Below are 16,821 nucleotides of genomic sequence, written 5' to 3' on the forward strand. Positions count from 1 at the left end.
GTAGCGGGAGGCGCGTTTGGGGGAGGGGGCGCCGGCTCGCGCGCCGGGTACGCGGGCTGCTCCCGCGCCGGGGGCGGCGCTCTTCCCCGCCGTGGGGCCGGTGCCGTGCCCCGCAGCGGAGCTCTTTCCGCTGGTGGCGCCCTCTGCAGCGTCGGGCCCCGTACCGGCCGTCCGGCCCGCACCGGTCGTCCGACCTGTACGAGGGGCGCCACCGGCGCGCTGCGCGCCGCTGCCCTGCCCGTCCTCGTCGCCCGGGCCCTTCGAGCCGTCCTGAGCCGTATCCACGGCCACTGCGCAACCCCGCCTCTCAACTTCCGTGGGATGGAAGGGGATTGTGCCTTACGTGAGTCGGTGTCAGCTCAGCAGGGCGGACTCGTCCGGGGTGATCCTGGTGGAGAGAGGTTGATGGCTGGGTCATCCGGCGAGATCACTGCTGTGTTGTTCGCGGGTGCTGACAGCGCTCCTGTGGCCGGCCGGCACCGCCCTTCCAGTCGCTTTCGCGGCACGCTGCCGCAGTGGCAGCGCTCTGTCCGAGGGAACCACCGGACCGCGGAGCCCGCCGAGTCCCCGACCGTCAACGCGCGGTGACTGCGCAGGGTGACGCCCTGGTTCGGCCCCGGAGCTGCGGCCGTGCCCACCCCTGCTGCAACGGCCACCGCCACACTGGTGCAAGCGGCCGGGCAGTGCTGCAGTAGTCGGGCAGTACGTGTTTCCCGCGGCAGGCGCACTCTCCCCGAGTGATCGGTTCCGGCAACTCGGCCAGGGGCGCACGGGTATGGCCGTACGTCGTACGGCTGTGGGCGACGGCGGCAACGTACGGCCGCTCGCTGTGCCCCTGTGAGTGAACGGCGAAAGCCGCCCGGTTGACGTGCGCCCCATGGCGGCTCCAAGAGGGCGGCGGCCTCAGGCGGGGCGGACCGCACCGGCGAAGGGCATCTGGCCGACGGGCGCGACCCGCACCGAAGTGCCGGGCCGGGGTGCGTGGATCATCCGGCCGCCGCCGATGTACAGCCCCACATGGCTGACGCTGTCGTAGAAGAACACCAGGTCACCGGGGGCAAGTTCGCCACGGGAGACGCGCTTGCCCGCGTGGATCTGGCTGTAGGTCGTACGCGGCAGCGAAACGCCGGCCGCTTTCCACGCGGCCTGGGTGAGCCCGGAACAGTCGTAGCCGGAGGGCCCCGTACCGCCCCACACATACGGCTTCCCGAGCGCGCTGCGCGCGAACGCGACGGCGAGGGCTGAGCGCCCGGCGGGTGCGTGCGCTGAGGGATGCGCTGACGGGCGCGCCGCCGGGCCGTCGTCACGGTTGGCGCCCGCACGGGACGGGTGGGTCTGCCGGGCGCGTACGCGGGCGTGCGCGGGGGCGTGCTCGTCCAGGACGGCGGCACGCTCGTGGGGGCTCAGCCTGTCGAGCAGTCGCTGCGCCCGGCGGAGCTTCCCCTGGACGGTGCGCTTGTGGCGCCGCGCGCTGCCGGCCGACCTCTCCAGCTCTGCGGAGACGCCCTGCGCCTCGGTGCGGGTCTGTGCGAGCTGCCGGGCCTGGCCGGCGGCACGTTTCACCGCTGCTGCCCGGCGGTCCCCCGCGCGTTCGACGGCCGCGGCGCGCTCCAGGTAGTCGCCGGGGGAGGAGGAGAGCGCGAGCCGGAGGCCCGGGTCGACACCGCTGCCCTCGCGGTACTGCGCCGCCGCGCAGGAGCCGAGTGCGTCCCTGGAGCGGTTGAGCCGCTCCTGGCGGCGCGCCGCCTCGTCGCGCAGCGACTCCAGCCTGCGCCGCGCCGACCGGGCCTCCTCGGCTGCGCCGTTGTACGCCTCGGTGGCGCGCTCCGCGTCCCGGTGCAGCCGGTCGACCTCGGCCTTCAGCCTGGCCTTGGGCGGGTTCGGCGGCTGTGGCTGCGCGTCTGCGGAGTGCTGGAACGCGGTGGCGCCCGCCGTGCAGGCGAGGACGAGGGTGAGGGCGGTACGGGCGGCGAGGGGGTGCGGCGTGGGCTTGCGGTGCGAGGCCATGGGTGGCCGTCACTTCCTTACTGGTGCTTACTGATCCCTGTGAGTCCCTAAGAGCGCGGTGTTGTGCACGTCACACCTGTCCCGGCAGCCGGGGTGGCCGCGCCGACCGGCGGGGCGCGGCCACCTGGCGAGGACGCTATGCGGAACGGTGGCGGCCGGGCGCGGGAATGACCGCAAGTGATCCTTTTCGCTGCAGAGCCGCCCGGGTCGGTCCGCTTTGCGGCTCACTGCGGGGGGCATATGCGCGAGCGCCGACCGGTGCCGCGAGAGCCTCGACGGGAGAAGCGGGGGTGTGCTAAAGGCCCAGAAAACGCCCGGATACGCTCGCGCTCATGGACGTACTCATCAATGTCTTCGTCGGCCTGCACATCATCGGCATAGCCGCGCTCCTGGGCGGCTTCCTCACGCAGATGAAGGTGATGGGCAAGGGCGAGGCCCGGGTCAGCCCCAGCATGCTCCACGGCGCGCTGACCATGCTGATCACCGGCGTGGCCCTGGTCGGGCTCAACCAGGCCGACGACAGCTCGGTGAACAACGTCAAGATCGGCCTCAAGCTGGCGCTGCTCGTCGTGATCCTCGGCATCACCTATGTGAAGCGGGACGAGGAACGGCTCAGCGCGCCCCTCTTCGGCACCGTCGGCCTGCTGACGACGGCGAACATCTTCATCGCCGTGCTCTGGGTCTGAGCGATCCGGGTACTGGGAGGCCGCCGGGGAACGCCCGGGAGGGCGGAAGGCGCCGGGTTATCCACAGGGCAACCCGGGTGTCGGTGCGGCGGCCTAGACTCGTACGACGATGAGCAGCCTCTTCGACGACAGCTTCCTGGCGGACCTCGACGGCATGGCCCCCGAGGCGGACGCGCCCCCGCCGCCCGACCCCGACGGCTCCACGGACCCGGGCCCGGCCGAGGAGATCCCGGACGATCTCTTCGCGGGCACCTTCGCGGGCGGAGCGGCCGGCGCGGCGGGCGCCGGCGGGCGTGACCCGTACCACCGGGACGGCGCGCCCCGCACCGTCGTGGACCCTGCCGCGCTGCTGGAGGGGATGAACGAGCAGCAGCGGGACGCCGTGCTGCACGCCGGCTCCCCACTGCTCATCGTCGCCGGTGCGGGCTCCGGCAAGACGCGGGTGCTCACCCACCGCATCGCCCACCTGCTGGGCGCCCGCAACGTCCACCCGGGCCAGATCCTCGCCATCACCTTCACCAACAAGGCGGCGGGCGAGATGAAGGAGCGCGTCGCCGAGCTGGTGGGCCCCCGTGCGCAGTCGATGTGGGTCTCCACCTTCCACAGCGCCTGCGTGCGCATCCTGCGCCGCGAGAGCAAGAAGCTGGGCTTCACCTCGTCGTTCTCGATCTACGACGCCGCGGACTCCAAGCGCCTGATGGCCCTGGTCTGCCGCGATCTGGACCTGGACCCGAAGCGCTTCCCGCCCAAGGCGTTCAGTGCCAAGATCTCCAACCTCAAGAACGAGCTGATCGACGAGGAGGACTTCGCGGGGCAGGCCAGCGACGCATTCGAGAAGACCCTCGCCGAGGCGTACACGATGTACCAGGCGCGGCTGCGCGAGGCCAACGCGCTGGACTTCGACGACCTGATCATGACGACGGTCCATCTGCTCCAGGCGTTCCCCGACGTGGCCGAGCACTACCGCCGCCGCTTCCGGCACGTCCTCGTCGACGAGTATCAGGACACCAACCACGCGCAGTACCAGCTGGTGCGCGAGCTGGTCGGCCCCGCGGAGGACCAGGCCGAGCTGTGCGTCGTCGGCGACGCCGACCAGTCGATCTACGCCTTCCGCGGCGCCACCATCCGCAACATCCTCCAGTTCGAGGAGGACTACCCGAACGCGACGACGATCCTGCTGGAGCAGAACTACCGCTCCACGCAGACGATCCTGTCCGCCGCCAACGCCGTCATCGAGCGCAACGCCGACCGCCGCCCCAAGAACCTGTGGACCAAGGCGGGCTCGGGACCCAGGATCACCGGCTATGTCGCCGACACTGAGCACGACGAGGCACAGTTCGTCGCCGACGAGATCGACCGCCTCAGCGACGGGGAACACCACGGGGAACCCCACAAAGGCGAGGAGCCGGGGGCCCAGGAGAAGGTCCGGCCCGGCGACATCGCCGTCTTCTACCGCACCAACGCCCAGTCCCGCGTCTTCGAAGAGGTCTTCATCCGCGTCGGCCTGCCCTACAAGGTCGTCGGCGGGGTGCGCTTCTACGAGCGCCGCGAGGTCCGCGACATCCTGGCGTATCTGCGGGTGCTGGCCAACCCGGAGGACGCGGTGCCGCTGCGCCGCATCCTCAACGTGCCCAAGCGCGGCATCGGCGACCGCGCCGAGGCCATGATCGAGGCGCTGGCGCTGCGCGAGAAGATCACCTTCCCGCAGGCGCTCGCGCGCGTGGACGAGGCGTACGGCATGGCCGCCCGCTCCCTCAACGCCGTCAAGCGGTTCAACGCGCTGATGGAGGAGCTGCGCACCGTCGTGGAGTCCGGCGCCGGGCCCGCCACGGTGCTGGAGGCCGTGCTGGAGCAGACGGGCTATCTGGCCGAGCTCCAGGCGTCCACCGACCCGCAGGACGAGACGCGTATCGAGAACCTTCAGGAACTGGCCGCTGTCGCCCTGGAGTTCGAGCAGGAGCGCGGCGAGGAGGAGTCCCCCGGCACGCTCGCCGACTTCCTCGAACAGGTCGCCCTGGTCGCCGACTCCGACCAGATCCCCGAGGAGGGCGAGGACGAGGGCGTCGTCACCCTGATGACCCTGCACACCGCCAAGGGCCTCGAGTTCCCGGTGGTCTTCCTGACGGGCATGGAGGACGGCGTGTTCCCGCATATGCGCGCCCTGGGACAGCCCAAGGAGCTGGAGGAGGAACGCCGGCTCGCGTACGTCGGCATCACGCGGGCCCAGGAGCGGCTGTATCTCACCCGCGCCGCGATGCGCAGCGCCTGGGGCCAGCCTTCCTACAATCCGCCGTCCCGCTTTCTGGAGGAGATCCCCGCCGAGTATCTGGAGTGGAAGCGGACGGGTGGCGGTGCCGGCGCCATGGGCGGCGCCGGCTCGGTCGGCGCCGGGACCGGTGCCTCCCTCTCCTCGTCCGCGAGCGCCTCGGCCCGGCGCGGGGGGCCGTCCGGCTTCGCCACGCGGCGCGCCGGTGACCGGCCGGTGGTCTCCCTCCAGGTCGGCGACCGCGTCACCCATGACAGCTTCGGCCTGGGCACGGTCCAGTCGGTGAAGGGCAGCGGCGACAACGCCGAGGCGACGATCGACTTCGGCGGCGAGAAGCCCAAACGGCTGCTGCTGCGCTATGCGCCGGTGGAGAAGCTGTGAGGAGGCAGCGGCTCTGAGGTGGTAGCGGCGCTGTGAGGGGGTAGCGGCAGAGGCGGCCGCTCGGTGCGAGGGGGACCCCTCCGCGTGCGGGGCGGCCCCTCGGGGTGAGGGGCAACGGGGGGGCAACTCCTCGGTAGGGGTCCTCAGCTGATGTTGAGGCCCTTGCTCTGGAGCCACGGGATCGGGTCCACTGCCGAGCCGCCGCCCGGATGGACCTCGAAGTGCAAGTGCGGGCCCGTGGAGTTGCCGGAGTTGCCGGAGTAGGCGATCACGTCGCCCGCCTTGACCTCACCCGAGCGGATCTTGTTGCTGCTCAGATGGCAGTACCAGGTCTCGGTGCCGTCCTTCGCCGTCACGACGGCCATGTTCCCGTACGACACATCGTGCTTGGTGGAGACGGTGCCGTCGGTCGCGGCCATGACGGGGGTGCCGTAGCTGACGGGGAAGTCGATGCCGGTGTGGATCGACATCCAGTTGACGCCTGCCTGGCCGTAGCGCGCGCTGAGCGTGTGGTCCTTCACCGGGATCACGAACTTGGGGCGCATGGCTTCCTTGCGCGCCGCCTCCTTCGCCTTGCGCTCCTTCTCCGCCTGCTGGCGCTGCTTGAGGTCGATGCGCTCCTGGGTGCGGCTGGCGCGGTCGGCGAAGTCGTCGGCGTCGGCGGACAGCCCCTGCAACTGGCTGTCCAGCTTGTTGTTGGCGCTCGAGGGCTTCACGGGCGCGGCGTCCGGCGCTGCGACGGTGGCGCTGTCCTTGTCGCCGTCGTCGCCCATCACGCTCGCCGCCGCGGCTCCGGCCACACCCATGACGGCGACGGAGGGAACCGCCACGGTCATCAGTGCCCGGCGGCGCGGGCGGGCCTTGGGGGAGCGGCGGCGCCCGCGCCCGTGCGGGCCGCCGACGGTGCCGAGGGTGACGGGCGCGGAGGGGTCGTCGTGACCGTCCGGCACGTCGTCGCCGGCCTCGTCCCCCGCCTCGCCACTGGCGTCGTTTCGCGCGGCGGACGCGGGGAAGTCGGACGCCGCGGCGTCGAAACCGTGCTCGGGCTCGTATGCGTACTCATACGGTGACCCATACGGCGACTCGTACGCCGACTCGTATGCAGGCTCGTGCTCGTGCTGCGCGAGTCCGGAGAAGTCCCACTGGGCAGTGGCGTCCTGGGCCTGGGCCGGGGCTTGGGCCTGGGCCTGGTCGATCGGGGCGTAGCCGTGGTCGGTCCCGAACTGCGCGGCCTCGGCGCCGTATGCGCCGTCTTGGCCATACGCGCTTTCCGGGCCGTAAGCCGCCTCAGCCCCGCTGTAGCTGTCGTAGCCCTCGTGACCTTCGTAGGCGGCATAGCCGCTGGGGCTGTGGGGAGCGTCGTGGCCGGCGGCCTGACTGTCCTGCCCGCCGTACCCCGGCTGTTCGTAACCGGCATAGCCCTCGGCGGTCTCGTAGCCGTACGCCGTGCCGTGGCCGTCTGTCGTCCAGCCACCGGTTTCCGGGCCGGCTGCCTCCCAGGCGCCGGTGCCCCAGGAAGTCGTGTCCCAGCCGCCGGTCTCCTGGACGCCGAAGTTCCACTGACCGGTGCCGTCGTCCGCGGTGGGCAGCCCGTGCCCGAAGCCCGCCATCGGGGAGTCCGCGTAGGTCTGCTCGGGCCCCGCTTGCGCCGGAAAGCCGGGCGTGGCCATCGCCTCGGGGCTGTAACTCCCCGTTCCCCAGGCTGTGTTGGTGTCCCAGGAGCCGGTCGGGGCCGGATAGCTGCCGGTGTCGGTGCCGGGCGCTCCGGGGAGGTTGCCGAAGAGCGGGTCGTCGTCGCCGTAGGAGGAGTACGGGGCGTACGAGCCGTCGGCGTAGGTGGCGCCGGAAACGTCGTAGCTGCCGGTGGAGTATCCGTCGTGCGAACCGGCTTGGTAGGCGTTCTCGTTGTACGCGCCATACGCCGACGGTCCGTGGTCCGCGTCGTAGGTGCCGTACGAGAAGCCGGAACCGGGGTCGTCGGGGTTCGGGACTCCCGACGGATGACGGTCGTTCACCACCAACTTCTCTTTCGCCTCGGCGACAGGGGCGGAGCAGTGCGGTGACTGTACCCGGCGGTATGCGACGGCGACAATCTTCGGGAGGTTTTAGCGGCGCAGGAAAAGGGCAATCGGCCGTCTTTCGGCGGACTACGGACTGGTAGCAGAGGTTGAGTTCGAAATTCGTTCGAAATGATGAGCTCTGCGTCTTGCGCTGTCAGCCGTCTCGGTGTTCGACGTGACGATCGCCGCTTCCGGTTCCATCCGCGCCCAACTCCACCTCGATGCGGGCACAGAGGTCGAAGTCCCGTAGCAGTGGCACATGCCCGACACCTGGACGGAAGTGTGCGGGCGCGAAGTCGCGGAGGCCGGGCGGGGGTGGACGTGAAGTGTGCGGGGCCGATCGTCCGGAAGGGCCGGCTCCGCGATCAACGGCGCTCCGCGACTTCTCGACTGCCGACGAGCGGGGGCGCATCCGGCGCATGGCGGGGAGCGTGTCCGGGGAGCGCGCGGAGCCCGGGCGCCAGGCGCGAGCTCGCGCTCATATGCCGGGCGCAACGGGCTGCGGAGGGATGTGTGTGGTGTGGGCCGCGGGCAGGCGCGGCCCCGCGTGTGATTTCCCCCTCGCTTGCGAGCGCGGTACGGACGGGTGCGGGATGCTGGAGATAACGTGCGTTCACACCCCGTGGCCCGTTCCGGCCGGGAGGTCGTTCCAGAGGGAGGCAGTGATGGATGTGACCGGTCCGATCCGGGTGGTGGTCGCCAAACCGGGCCTCGACGGCCACGACCGGGGCGCCAAGGTCATCGCCCGTGCCCTGCGGGACGCCGGTATGGAGGTCATCTACACCGGACTGCACCAGACCCCGGAGCAGGTCGTGGACACCGCCATCCAGGAGGACGCGGACGCCATCGGCCTGTCCATCCTCTCCGGCGCACACAACACGCTCTTCGCCCGCGTACTGGAGCTGCTGCGTGAGCGGGACGCCGCCGACATCAAGGTCTTCGGCGGCGGCATCATCCCGGAGGCGGACATCCCGCTGCTGAAGGAGCAGGGCGTCGCCGAGATCTTCACCCCGGGCGCCAGCACCAGCGAGGTCGTCGACTGGATCCGCACCCACGTCGGCCCGGTGGCAGCCTGAACGGTTGCTGGTTGCTGGTTGCTGCTTGCTTGTTGCGGCTTGCGGCTTGCCGGTTGTCGGCCGCGGGTCGCCGGGCGCCGACCGCTGGTCTCTGGTTGCCGGTCTCCGGTTGTCGGTCGTCGGTCGCTGATCTCCGGTCGCTGATCTCCAGTCGCCGGTTGACGGGCTCAGCCGCTTGTCGTCGCCGGCCGCTGGTTGTCGGCCGCTGGTCGCTGGTCGCTGTGCCGGTTGTCGGCTGCCGGCCGACAGTTGCGGGCGCCGGGCGCCAGCGGCTGCTTGTCGGTCGTCTGCTCTTGGTTGTCGGCCGCTGTCGCCCGTTGCCCGTCGCCGGTCGCCCCGCGTTCCGGTTCGTCCCTGCTGCGGCGTGGCGCACCGGGCCCGGCGCCCCGTCAGCCCTCGCTTTCTTCCTGGACCACCTCCTGCCTTCCCTCCCGCAGCTCCGCGAGCATCGCGGAGCGCAGCCGCAGCGTGGCGACGAGCCGCTGGAACGACTCCGCCCAGTAAGCCCCTGCGCCCGGTGACTCCCCTTCTTTCTCGTCGGGGACCGCGGCGAGCGGTGCGAGCCGTTCCGCGTCGGCCGGGTCCAGACAGCGCTCGGCCAGCCCCATCACCCCGCTGAAGCTCCACGGGTAGCTGCCCGCGTCCCTGGCGATCTCCAGCGCGTCCACCACTGCGCGCCCCAGCGGCAGCGGCCACGGCACGCCGCACACCCCGAGGATGCGGAACGCCTCCGACAGACCGTGTGCCGCCACGAAGCGCGCCGCCCACTCGCCGCGCTCTTCCTCGGGCAGCACGGACAGCAGCTTCGCCGGATCGCCGGGCCCCTCGGCGAAGGGCTCGCCGGGCTCGCCGATCAGGGCGCGTGCCCAGGTGGCGTTCCGCTGCCGGACGGCTGCCCCGCACCACGCCGCGTGCAGATCGTCCCGCCAGCCGTCGGCGACCGGCAGCGTCACGATCTGGGCGGGCGCCAGTCCGCCCAGCTGCTCGCTCCACACCTCCAGCGGTGCCGCTTCCACCAACTGGCCAAGCCACCAGGCCCGTTCGCCCCGCCCCGTGGGCGGTTTGGGTATGACGCCGTCGCGCTGCATGTCGGCGTCGCAGGTGTGCGGCGCCTCCACCACGATGGCTGTCCCCGGGGGAACTTCCCCGGAGCTGCCCCCGCGGTCGGTCCGGTCCGTCCGGCCCCTCCGGCCCATGTGCCCCAGGGACACACAGCCGCGGGCACGCTCCGCCATCCTGGCGCCCAGCGCGGAACCGGGCAGGGCGGCCAGCAGTTCGGCGGCGGTCGCCCGCACGGTGCGGCTGCGGTCGGACAGCGCCCGCTCCAGGAACGGCTCGTCGGCCGGCCCGAGGCCCTGGCGCAGCGAATCCAGGAACATCAGCCTGTCCTCGGCCCGCTCCGTCTGCCAGGTGGAGGCCAGCAGGGCCAGCGCCGCCTCCGGGTCGCGCTGCCGCAGGCCCGCGAGCAGGGCCACCCGCTCGGCGAACAGCCCCTCCTGCCACAGCTGTTCGGCCTCCTCGGGGCGCTCCTCGGGGAGCCGGCGCCGGACCCCGTCGCGCAGCGCGAACTTCCAGTCGGCGTTCTGCCGCGCCAGCCACAGCGCCCGCGGGCCCGCGAACGCGAGCGTCTCGGCCCGCAGATCGGTACGGGCACGCGCTGCGTCCAGCAGGGCGGGCAACAGCGCGGCTGGCGCGCGGTAGCCCTGGGCGTTGGCCTCCGCGAGCCACTGCGGCAGCAGCTCACCCAGGTCAGGACCCGAACCTCGCCGCCCGGCCGCCGCGCCCGCCGGGCTCGGCCCGCTCAGCGCCCGGTCCGCCAGCAGCGTTGCCAGCCGCTGCTCGGCCGCGGTGGGCAGCGGCGCACGGTCGTCCGGCGGCGCCGGCTCGGGCCGCTGCCCCGGTACGACGGCGCGGGCGCCCGCCCGACGGCGGACGGTCTCGGCAGCCGCCGCGTCCAGCAGCGCCGTCACGCTCCCGCCCGGCGGGCGCCGCCGCTCCGCGCCCAGCAGGGCAGCGGCCACCAACTCCTTCCAGTTCCCGCTGCTTCCTGCCGCGGCGGCTGCCGCCCGTTGCCCTGCCTGTTCCGCCGGCGAGGCGGCCGGTGCCGGTGTCGACGCGGGTGCCGTTGCTGTTGCCATTGCCATTGCCATTGACATTGCCGGTGCTGCCGCTGCCGCCGACTCAGCCGTCCGGTCCGCTGGTCGTTCGGGTGCCCGTTCCACTGGTTCAGCCGCCCGTTCCCCTGCTGGCTCCGGCGTCCGCTCCGCCACCGGCTCAGCCGCCTGCTGTGCCGCTGGTTCAGCCGACCGTTCGGATGCCCGTACCGCTGCTGGTCCAACTGCGCGTACCGCCGCTGGTCCTGTTCCGCCGTCCGATGGTTCCCCGGCGCCTGCCCGCCGTCCCGGGTCCGTTCCGCGTATGCGCCGCCCCGGCTCCGTCTCAGCCGTCACGTCTGCCCCTGCCCCTTCTGTTGCCCCGCCGTTTCGTCTTTGGCCCGGGGCCTCGTGGTGCCCCGGCTCCCCGGCCGCGCCTGGACGTCCGCCCTCCTTCGCGGAGCCGCGCCCCGCCCCCATGCGTCGCCCCCCGGGCGCAACCTGCCGCCCTGCCCTCACAAGGGGACGGCTCTTCCCTCGCTCCATGCCGTGTGCGGGGCGAAGCCGCGGTGGCCGCATTCACCGAACACGGTGACCGGGCCCTCGGCGGAGATCGCCAGCAGTCTCCACAGGGCTGCCGTACCGGTGCCCGGCGCCACGGGGAGGGCGGACTCCGCGTCCGACGCCGCGAGCAGCCATCTGGAGCCGTTGCCGTTTCCGGCGCCCGCGCTCCCGTGCCGGTCCGCGCGGCCGGTCCCGCAGCGTTTGGGTCCCGTACCGTCGTTCGCCGGGGCCGCGTCGGGCGGCGGAACAGGGATCACGTCCCGCAGCACGCACGGTCGGCCCTCCAGCCAGGGGTCGTCCCGGAGCGCCAGCGCGCAGGCGTCCAGAGCCTCCGGGATGCCCGCGCCCGGCGGCTGGAAGCCCGGCAAGGGAGCCCCGTGCCGCTCCCCGAGGGCGGCCCGCAGTGGACTGGCTCCGGGGTAGTACGCCAGCTCCGCGTCCAGTGCCGCGCCCACCGGCAGCGCCAGCTGAGGAGCGCGCCCACCCGCGCCGTAGGACAGCACCACCGCGTGCCGATCGGTGGTGCGGCCGTACAGCCAGATGCGGCGGACCGTCAGCCGTCCCTCGTCGGCGTCCCGCTGGGCCAGCACCAGCCACTCGTCGCGTATCAACTCCTTCTCGTTCTCCAGAAGTTCGGCCGCCTCCACCGTCAGTCCGACCCGTGATCTGACGGTCTCGGCGAGCGGTACGGGCAGCTGGCCGGCCCGCAACCAGCCGCGGGCCAGCAGGTGGAGCAGCGCGCACTCCGCCAGCAGCCGCTCGGGCCAGCCTTCCCCCGAGCCCGGGATCGCCCCCAGTTCGCGTATCCGGGTGGCCAGCCCGGGTGCCTGGGCGTCGACCATGCGGGCCGCCATCTCCTCCCACGGCGCATACCCCGCCTGCTCGGCACCCGCGAGCCCGCCGCGCAGCAGATCCGCCAGCCGCTGCTCCAGCTCCTCGGTGCCCGCCGTGATCCGAGCAGCACGCTGCTCGGCGCGGCGGCGCGCGGCATCGGCACGCGATTGGGCGTCGCCGTTGTCCCCTGCTGCTTCCCCGTCGTCCGCTGTCGCTTCCCCAGCGGTCACCCCCTCCCCGGCGGCCTTCGCCGCACCGTGCTTGCTCTCGCCCGTTCTGCCCGCGGCCTTCTTCTCCGCACGCTGTCGGCGGCCGCTCAGCCAGCCGTCCGCCCACTCCGGAGGGTCGCCCCCCTCCGTCACGGCTGTCTCGTCGCCCGCCCACAGCAGCAGCAGTCCCACCGCGTGCTTGCACGGGAACTTCCGGCTGGGGCACGAGCACTTGTAGCCGGGGCCCTGGCCGCCGTTCAGGTCCACCACCGTCTGATACGGCTTGCTTCCGCTGCCCTTGCACAGCCCCCAGACAGCGCCGCCGCCCGATCCGGCCTCCGTCCACGGGCCGGGCGCCGACAGCTTGCTCCCCGCGCGGCGCGACGCATCGTCAGGCGCCAGCGCCATTACCTGCTCCGCCGTCCAGCGGACCGCCTGTCCACCCATGCCGAAAACGGTAGGCGGCGCCACTGACAACCGTGCCTCGACTGCCCAACGCCGCAGGTCAGAGCGGTAGTCGGGGCGATTGTCAGTGGCGGGGTGCAGAGTGGTTCACGGATCGGCCGAGGCGCTGCGGCGCGGGGGTTCCTTCCTTGGCCATCCCCTTGTCTTTTTCCGTACGAGAGCCTCGCGTTGAGGGGGAGTTGTGGGAGTTGTGACCGAGAGCCATGTCGCAGACCCGGCCGCCGAGTCCGCCGCACAGCCGGCGTCAGGCCCGGCCTCCGCGGCCGCTCCTGCCACCGCGCTGCGGCCGCACGCCGAGGACGCCTTCGCCGACGAACTGGCGGCCCTCGCCGAGGCCGACGACCGGCCGCGGCCCGCGCGCTGGAAGCTGTCCCCGTGGGCCGTGGCGACGTATCTGCTCGGCGGTGAGCTGCCCGGGGGCAAGGTCATCTCGCCCAAGTACGTGGGGCCGCGCCGCATCATCGAGGTCGCGGTCAGCACGCTGGCCACCGACCGGGCGCTGCTGCTGCTCGGCGTTCCGGGCACGGCCAAGACCTGGGTGTCGGAGCACCTGGCCGCGGCCGTCAGCGGGGATTCGACGCTGCTGGTCCAGGGCACGGCCGGCACCGCGGAGGAGGCGATCCGCTATGGGTGGAACTACGCGCAGCTGCTCGCCCAGGGCCCCAGCCGCGAGGCGCTGGTGCCCAGCCCGGTGATGCGCGCGATGGCCGAGGGAATGACGGCGCGGGTCGAGGAGCTGACGCGTATCCCCGCCGATGTGCAGGACACGCTGATCACCGTGCTGTCGGAGAAGACGCTGCCGATTCCGGAGCTGGGTGAGGAGGTGCAGGCGGTCAGCGGCTTCAACCTGATCGCGACGGCCAACGACCGGGACCGTGGGGTCAACGAGCTGTCGAGCGCGCTGCGCCGCCGCTTCAACACCGTTGTGCTGCCGCTGCCCGAGACCGCCGAGGCGGAGGTGGAGATCGTGGCGCGCCGGGTCGGCCAGCTCGGCCGCTCCCTCGATCTGCCGCCGGCGCCCGAGGGGTTCGACGAGATCCGCCGGGTGGTCACCGTCTTCCGCGAGCTGCGCGAGGGCGTCACCGACGACGGCCGCACCAAGCTCAAGTCTCCTTCCGGCACGCTCTCGACGGCCGAGGCCATATCGGTCGTCACCGGCGGCCTCGCGCTGGCAGCCCACTTCGGGGACGGGGTGCTGCGCGCGGGAGACGTGGCCGCGGGCATCCTCGGCGCCGTCGTCCGGGACCCGTCCTCCGACCAGGTGGTGTGGCAGGAGTATCTGGAGGCGGTCGTGCGCGAGCGCGAGGGCTGGAAGGACTTCTACCGCGCTTGCCGAGAGGTGTCCGCATGACGGCTGTACGAGAGGGCGCGGCGGGCCCGCCCCTTCGGGAGGGCCGGGCAGGACCGCTGCTGATGGGGGTGCGGCACCACGGTCCCGGTTCGGCGCGCGCTGTCGGTGCCGTGCTGGAGGCCTACGAACCGCGTGTCGTGCTGATCGAGGGCCCGCCCGAGGGCGACGCTGTGGCCGAGCTGGCCGGGGAAGAGGGCATGGTCCCGCCGGTGGCGCTGCTGGCGCACGCCGTCAACGAGCCGGGGAAGGCGGCGTTCTGGCCGCTGGCGGAGTTCTCGCCGGAGTGGGTGGCGATCCGCTGGGCCGTACGGCGCGGCGTGCCGGTCCGCTTCATCGACCTGCCCGCGGCCCACACGCTCGCGATGAGCGACGGGGAGGAGAAGCCGGCCGGTGACGGCGAAAAGAAGGCGACGGGCCAGGGGGAGGAAGAGCCGGGGGGAGCGGGGGATGAGCCGGTCCCCGGCGGCACCGACGGGGGTGGTGCTGCCGGGGACCCGGATGCCGGGCCGGGCCCGGAGCGCGGGGGCGAGGTGCGTCTGGACCCGCTGGCGGCGCTCGCCCAGGCCGCCGGTTACGACGATCCGGAGCGCTGGTGGGAGGACGCGGTCGAACACCGCGGCGGCGGGCGCGGCATCGGGACCGCCGACCCCTATGAGCCGTTCGCCGCGCTGGGCGAGGCCATGGCCGAACTCCGCGCTGTGCACGGGGAGGGCGGTCATCACCGGGACCTCGTACGGGAGGCCCATATGCGGCTGCGGCTGCGCGAGGCGCGCAAGGAGTTCGGGGACGCGGCCACGGCAGTGGTCTGCGGCGCCTGGCACGTGCCCGCGCTGACGGAGGCCACCACGGTCACCGCCGACCGGCAGGCGCTCAAAGCGCTGCCCAAAGTGAAGACGGAGATCACCTGGGTGCCCTGGACACACCGGCGGCTGGCGCGCCAGTCCGGCTACGGGGCGGGAATCGCCTCCCCCGGGTGGTACGGCCATCTCTTCTCAGCTCCGGACCGGCCGGTGGAGCGGTGGATGACCAAGGTGGCGGGCCTGTTGCGGGCACAGGACCACTCCGTCTCGTCCGCACACCTCATCGAGGCCGTGAGGCTGGCCGAGACGCTGGCCGCGATGCGCGGACGCCCGCTGGCGGGGCTGACGGAGACCACCGATGCGGTCCGCGCTGTGCTGTGCGAGGGCTCGGACGTGCCGCTGGAGCTGATCCGGGACCACCTGGTGGTCGGCGATGTGCTGGGTGAGGTGCCCGAGGGGGCCCCGGCGGTTCCCCTGCAGCGGGACCTGGCGCGTCAGCAGCGTGCTGTGCGGCTGAAGCCGGCCGCCGCCGAGCGCGAACTGGATCTGGACCTGCGCAAGGAGACCGACGCCGCGCGCAGCCGCCTGTTGCACCGGCTGCGGCTGCTCGGCGTCAACTGGGGCGAGCCTGCCCGCTCCAGAAGCGGCAGCACCGGCACCTTCCGCGAGAGCTGGCGGCTGCGCTGGGAGCCCGAGCTGTCCGTACGGGTGGCCGAGGCCGGTATCTGGGGCACGACGGTGTACGAGGCGGCCACGGCAAAGGCGTGCTCCCAGGCGACGGAGGAAGAGGGCAGCACACTCGCCGACATCACGGCGCTGGCCGAGCTGTGCCTGCTGGCCCAACTGCCCGACGCACTGCCCGTGGTGATGCGGGTGCTGGCCGACCGGGCCGCGCTGGAGTCGGATGTCGGGCACCTGGCACAGGCGCTCCCCGCACTGGTGCGCACGCTGCGCTACGGCGATGTGCGGGGCACCGACGCGGGCGCGCTGGCAAAGGTGGCCGGGGGCATGGCCGAGCGGGTGTGCGTCGGCCTTCCGCCCGCCTGCGCGGGGCTGGACGACGAAGGCGCCCGTGACATGCGGGGCCATCTGGACGCCGCGCACCACGCGGTGAACCTGCTGGCCCGCGACGAGCCGGACGCCGGCGCCACCGGCACGGTGTCGTCTCCGGATGGCACCGAGATGTCGCCGGATGCCGCCGCACCGTCGCCGGGTGCCACCGAACCGTTGCCGGATGCGGAGAACCGGGCCGCCGCGGGGCTGCTGGGCAGATGGCGCGGGGTGCTGCGCACGCTCGCCGGGCGGGAGCGGATATCAGGTCTGCTGCGTGGCCGCTGCGCCCGACTGCTTCTGGACGACGGCCAGTTGCCGGACGAAGAGGCGGAACGGCTGATGAGCCTCGCGCTGTCGCCTGGCACCCCGCCGGCGGAGGCCGCGGCATGGGTCGAGGGCTTTCTCTCGGGCGGCGGCATGCTGCTGGTCCACGATGAACGGCTGCTCGCGCTCGTCGACCGCTGGCTGACCGGTGTCCCTGCGGACGCGTTCACGGATGTGCTGCCGCTGCTTCGCCGGACGTTCGCGGAGTACGAGGCGGGAGTGCGGCGCACCCTCGGCGAGCTGGTGCGACGCGGCCCGGCCGGTGACGGCGACCGGCGGGCGGCCGGAGCGGCGGACGGGCTGCCCGGGTTCGGGGCCGGGCTGGATGTGGCGCGGGCCGACGCCGTGCTGGAGACGGTGCGGCTGCTGCTGGGCGGGGCGCCCACGGGGGACGGCAGCGAAGTGGCAGGCGAGAGCGGCGAGCGGGAGGAGGTGCGCGTATGACGGTCCAGGCAGAGCACGCGGAGGTCACCGGGGCGGGGGCACCAGTTGCGGAGGCACCAGGTGCGGGGACACCCGGCGCCGAGGAGGCCGAGCGGTTGCGGCGCTGGCGGCTGGTGCTGGGCGGCGGGGCCGCGGACGGCACCGGATGTGTGCTGGGCGCCGCCGACAGCGGCATGGACCGCACCCTGGAGGCGGTCTACGGCGGGGG

9 protein-coding genes and 2 pseudogenes are annotated in these 16,821 nt (G+C 72.9%); 6 read left to right on the forward strand and 5 right to left on the reverse strand.

From position 1 onward, the window contains the following. Together ITI46_RS26565 and ITI46_RS26570 are read right to left on the reverse strand one after the other, a co-directional pair. Positions 1 to 285 (reverse strand): annotated as a pseudogene (locus ITI46_RS26565) (peptidoglycan-binding protein); the annotation flags it as partial. Positions 286 to 903: 618 nt separating this feature from the next. Then, on the reverse strand, positions 904 to 2,007 hold the full coding sequence (locus ITI46_RS26570; protein WP_209242436.1) for a C40 family peptidase: 1,104 nt from the start codon (positions 2,005 to 2,007) through the stop codon (positions 904 to 906). A 332-nt stretch (positions 2,008 to 2,339) separates the two neighbouring features. Here ITI46_RS26570 and ITI46_RS26575 point away from each other — a divergent pair, with 332 nt between their 5' ends. Continuing rightward, entirely contained in the window at positions 2,340 to 2,693 is a 354-nt protein-coding gene (locus tag ITI46_RS26575) for a hypothetical protein (RefSeq protein ID WP_209242437.1), read from the forward strand. Positions 2,694 to 2,802: 109 nt separating this feature from the next. Beyond that, positions 2,803 to 5,340 carry a DNA helicase PcrA gene (pcrA, locus tag ITI46_RS26580; RefSeq protein ID WP_209242438.1) on the forward strand — a complete coding sequence of 846 codons (2,538 nt, stop codon included), beginning with the start codon at positions 2,803 to 2,805 and terminating at the stop codon, positions 5,338 to 5,340. 143 nt (positions 5,341 to 5,483) lie between these two features. Here the strand turns inward: pcrA and ITI46_RS26585 are convergent, their stop codons facing one another. Then, positions 5,484 to 7,355 carry a M23 family metallopeptidase gene (locus tag ITI46_RS26585; protein WP_307808332.1) on the reverse strand — a complete coding sequence of 624 codons (1,872 nt, stop codon included), beginning with the start codon at positions 7,353 to 7,355 and terminating at the stop codon, positions 5,484 to 5,486. A 710-nt stretch (positions 7,356 to 8,065) separates the two neighbouring features. Between ITI46_RS26585 and icmB the strand changes: the two genes are divergently transcribed. Next, positions 8,066 to 8,476 carry a coenzyme B12-dependent isobutyryl CoA mutase small subunit gene (gene icmB, locus ITI46_RS26590; protein WP_209242440.1) on the forward strand — a complete coding sequence of 137 codons (411 nt, stop codon included), beginning with the start codon at positions 8,066 to 8,068 and terminating at the stop codon, positions 8,474 to 8,476. A 389-nt stretch (positions 8,477 to 8,865) separates the two neighbouring features. On the opposite strand, the gene ITI46_RS26595 is transcribed toward icmB, so the two are convergent. Continuing rightward, on the reverse strand, positions 8,866 to 10,614 hold the full coding sequence (locus ITI46_RS26595) for a DUF5691 domain-containing protein (protein WP_247746630.1): 1,749 nt from the start codon (positions 10,612 to 10,614) through the stop codon (positions 8,866 to 8,868). 470 nt (positions 10,615 to 11,084) lie between these two features. After that, a complete protein-coding gene (locus tag ITI46_RS26600; RefSeq protein WP_209242441.1) occupies positions 11,085 to 12,623 on the reverse strand; it encodes an SWIM zinc finger family protein in 1,539 nt (512 codons plus the stop codon). A 208-nt stretch (positions 12,624 to 12,831) separates the two neighbouring features. Here ITI46_RS26600 and ITI46_RS26605 point away from each other — a divergent pair, with 208 nt between their 5' ends. The 3 genes and pseudogenes from ITI46_RS26605 to ITI46_RS26615 all read left to right on the forward strand — a co-directional run. Continuing rightward, the gene (locus ITI46_RS26605) at positions 12,832 to 13,992 is read left to right on the forward strand and encodes an ATP-binding protein (protein WP_209242442.1); all 1,161 of its coding nucleotides are present in this window, start codon (positions 12,832 to 12,834) and stop codon (positions 13,990 to 13,992) included. Continuing rightward, complete coding sequence (locus ITI46_RS26610) at positions 13,989 to 16,613, forward strand: DUF5682 family protein (RefSeq protein ID WP_209242443.1); 2,625 nt, start codon at positions 13,989 to 13,991, stop codon at positions 16,611 to 16,613. The genes ITI46_RS26605 and ITI46_RS26610 overlap by 4 nt, the downstream gene beginning before the upstream one ends. Further along, positions 16,610 to 16,821 (forward strand): annotated as a pseudogene (locus tag ITI46_RS26615) (hypothetical protein); the annotation flags it as partial. The gene ITI46_RS26610 and the pseudogene ITI46_RS26615, both read left to right, overlap by 4 nt.

Source organism: Streptomyces oryzae, from assembly GCF_017676365.1.
GTDB lineage: Bacteria > Actinomycetota > Actinomycetes > Streptomycetales > Streptomycetaceae > Streptomyces > Streptomyces oryzae.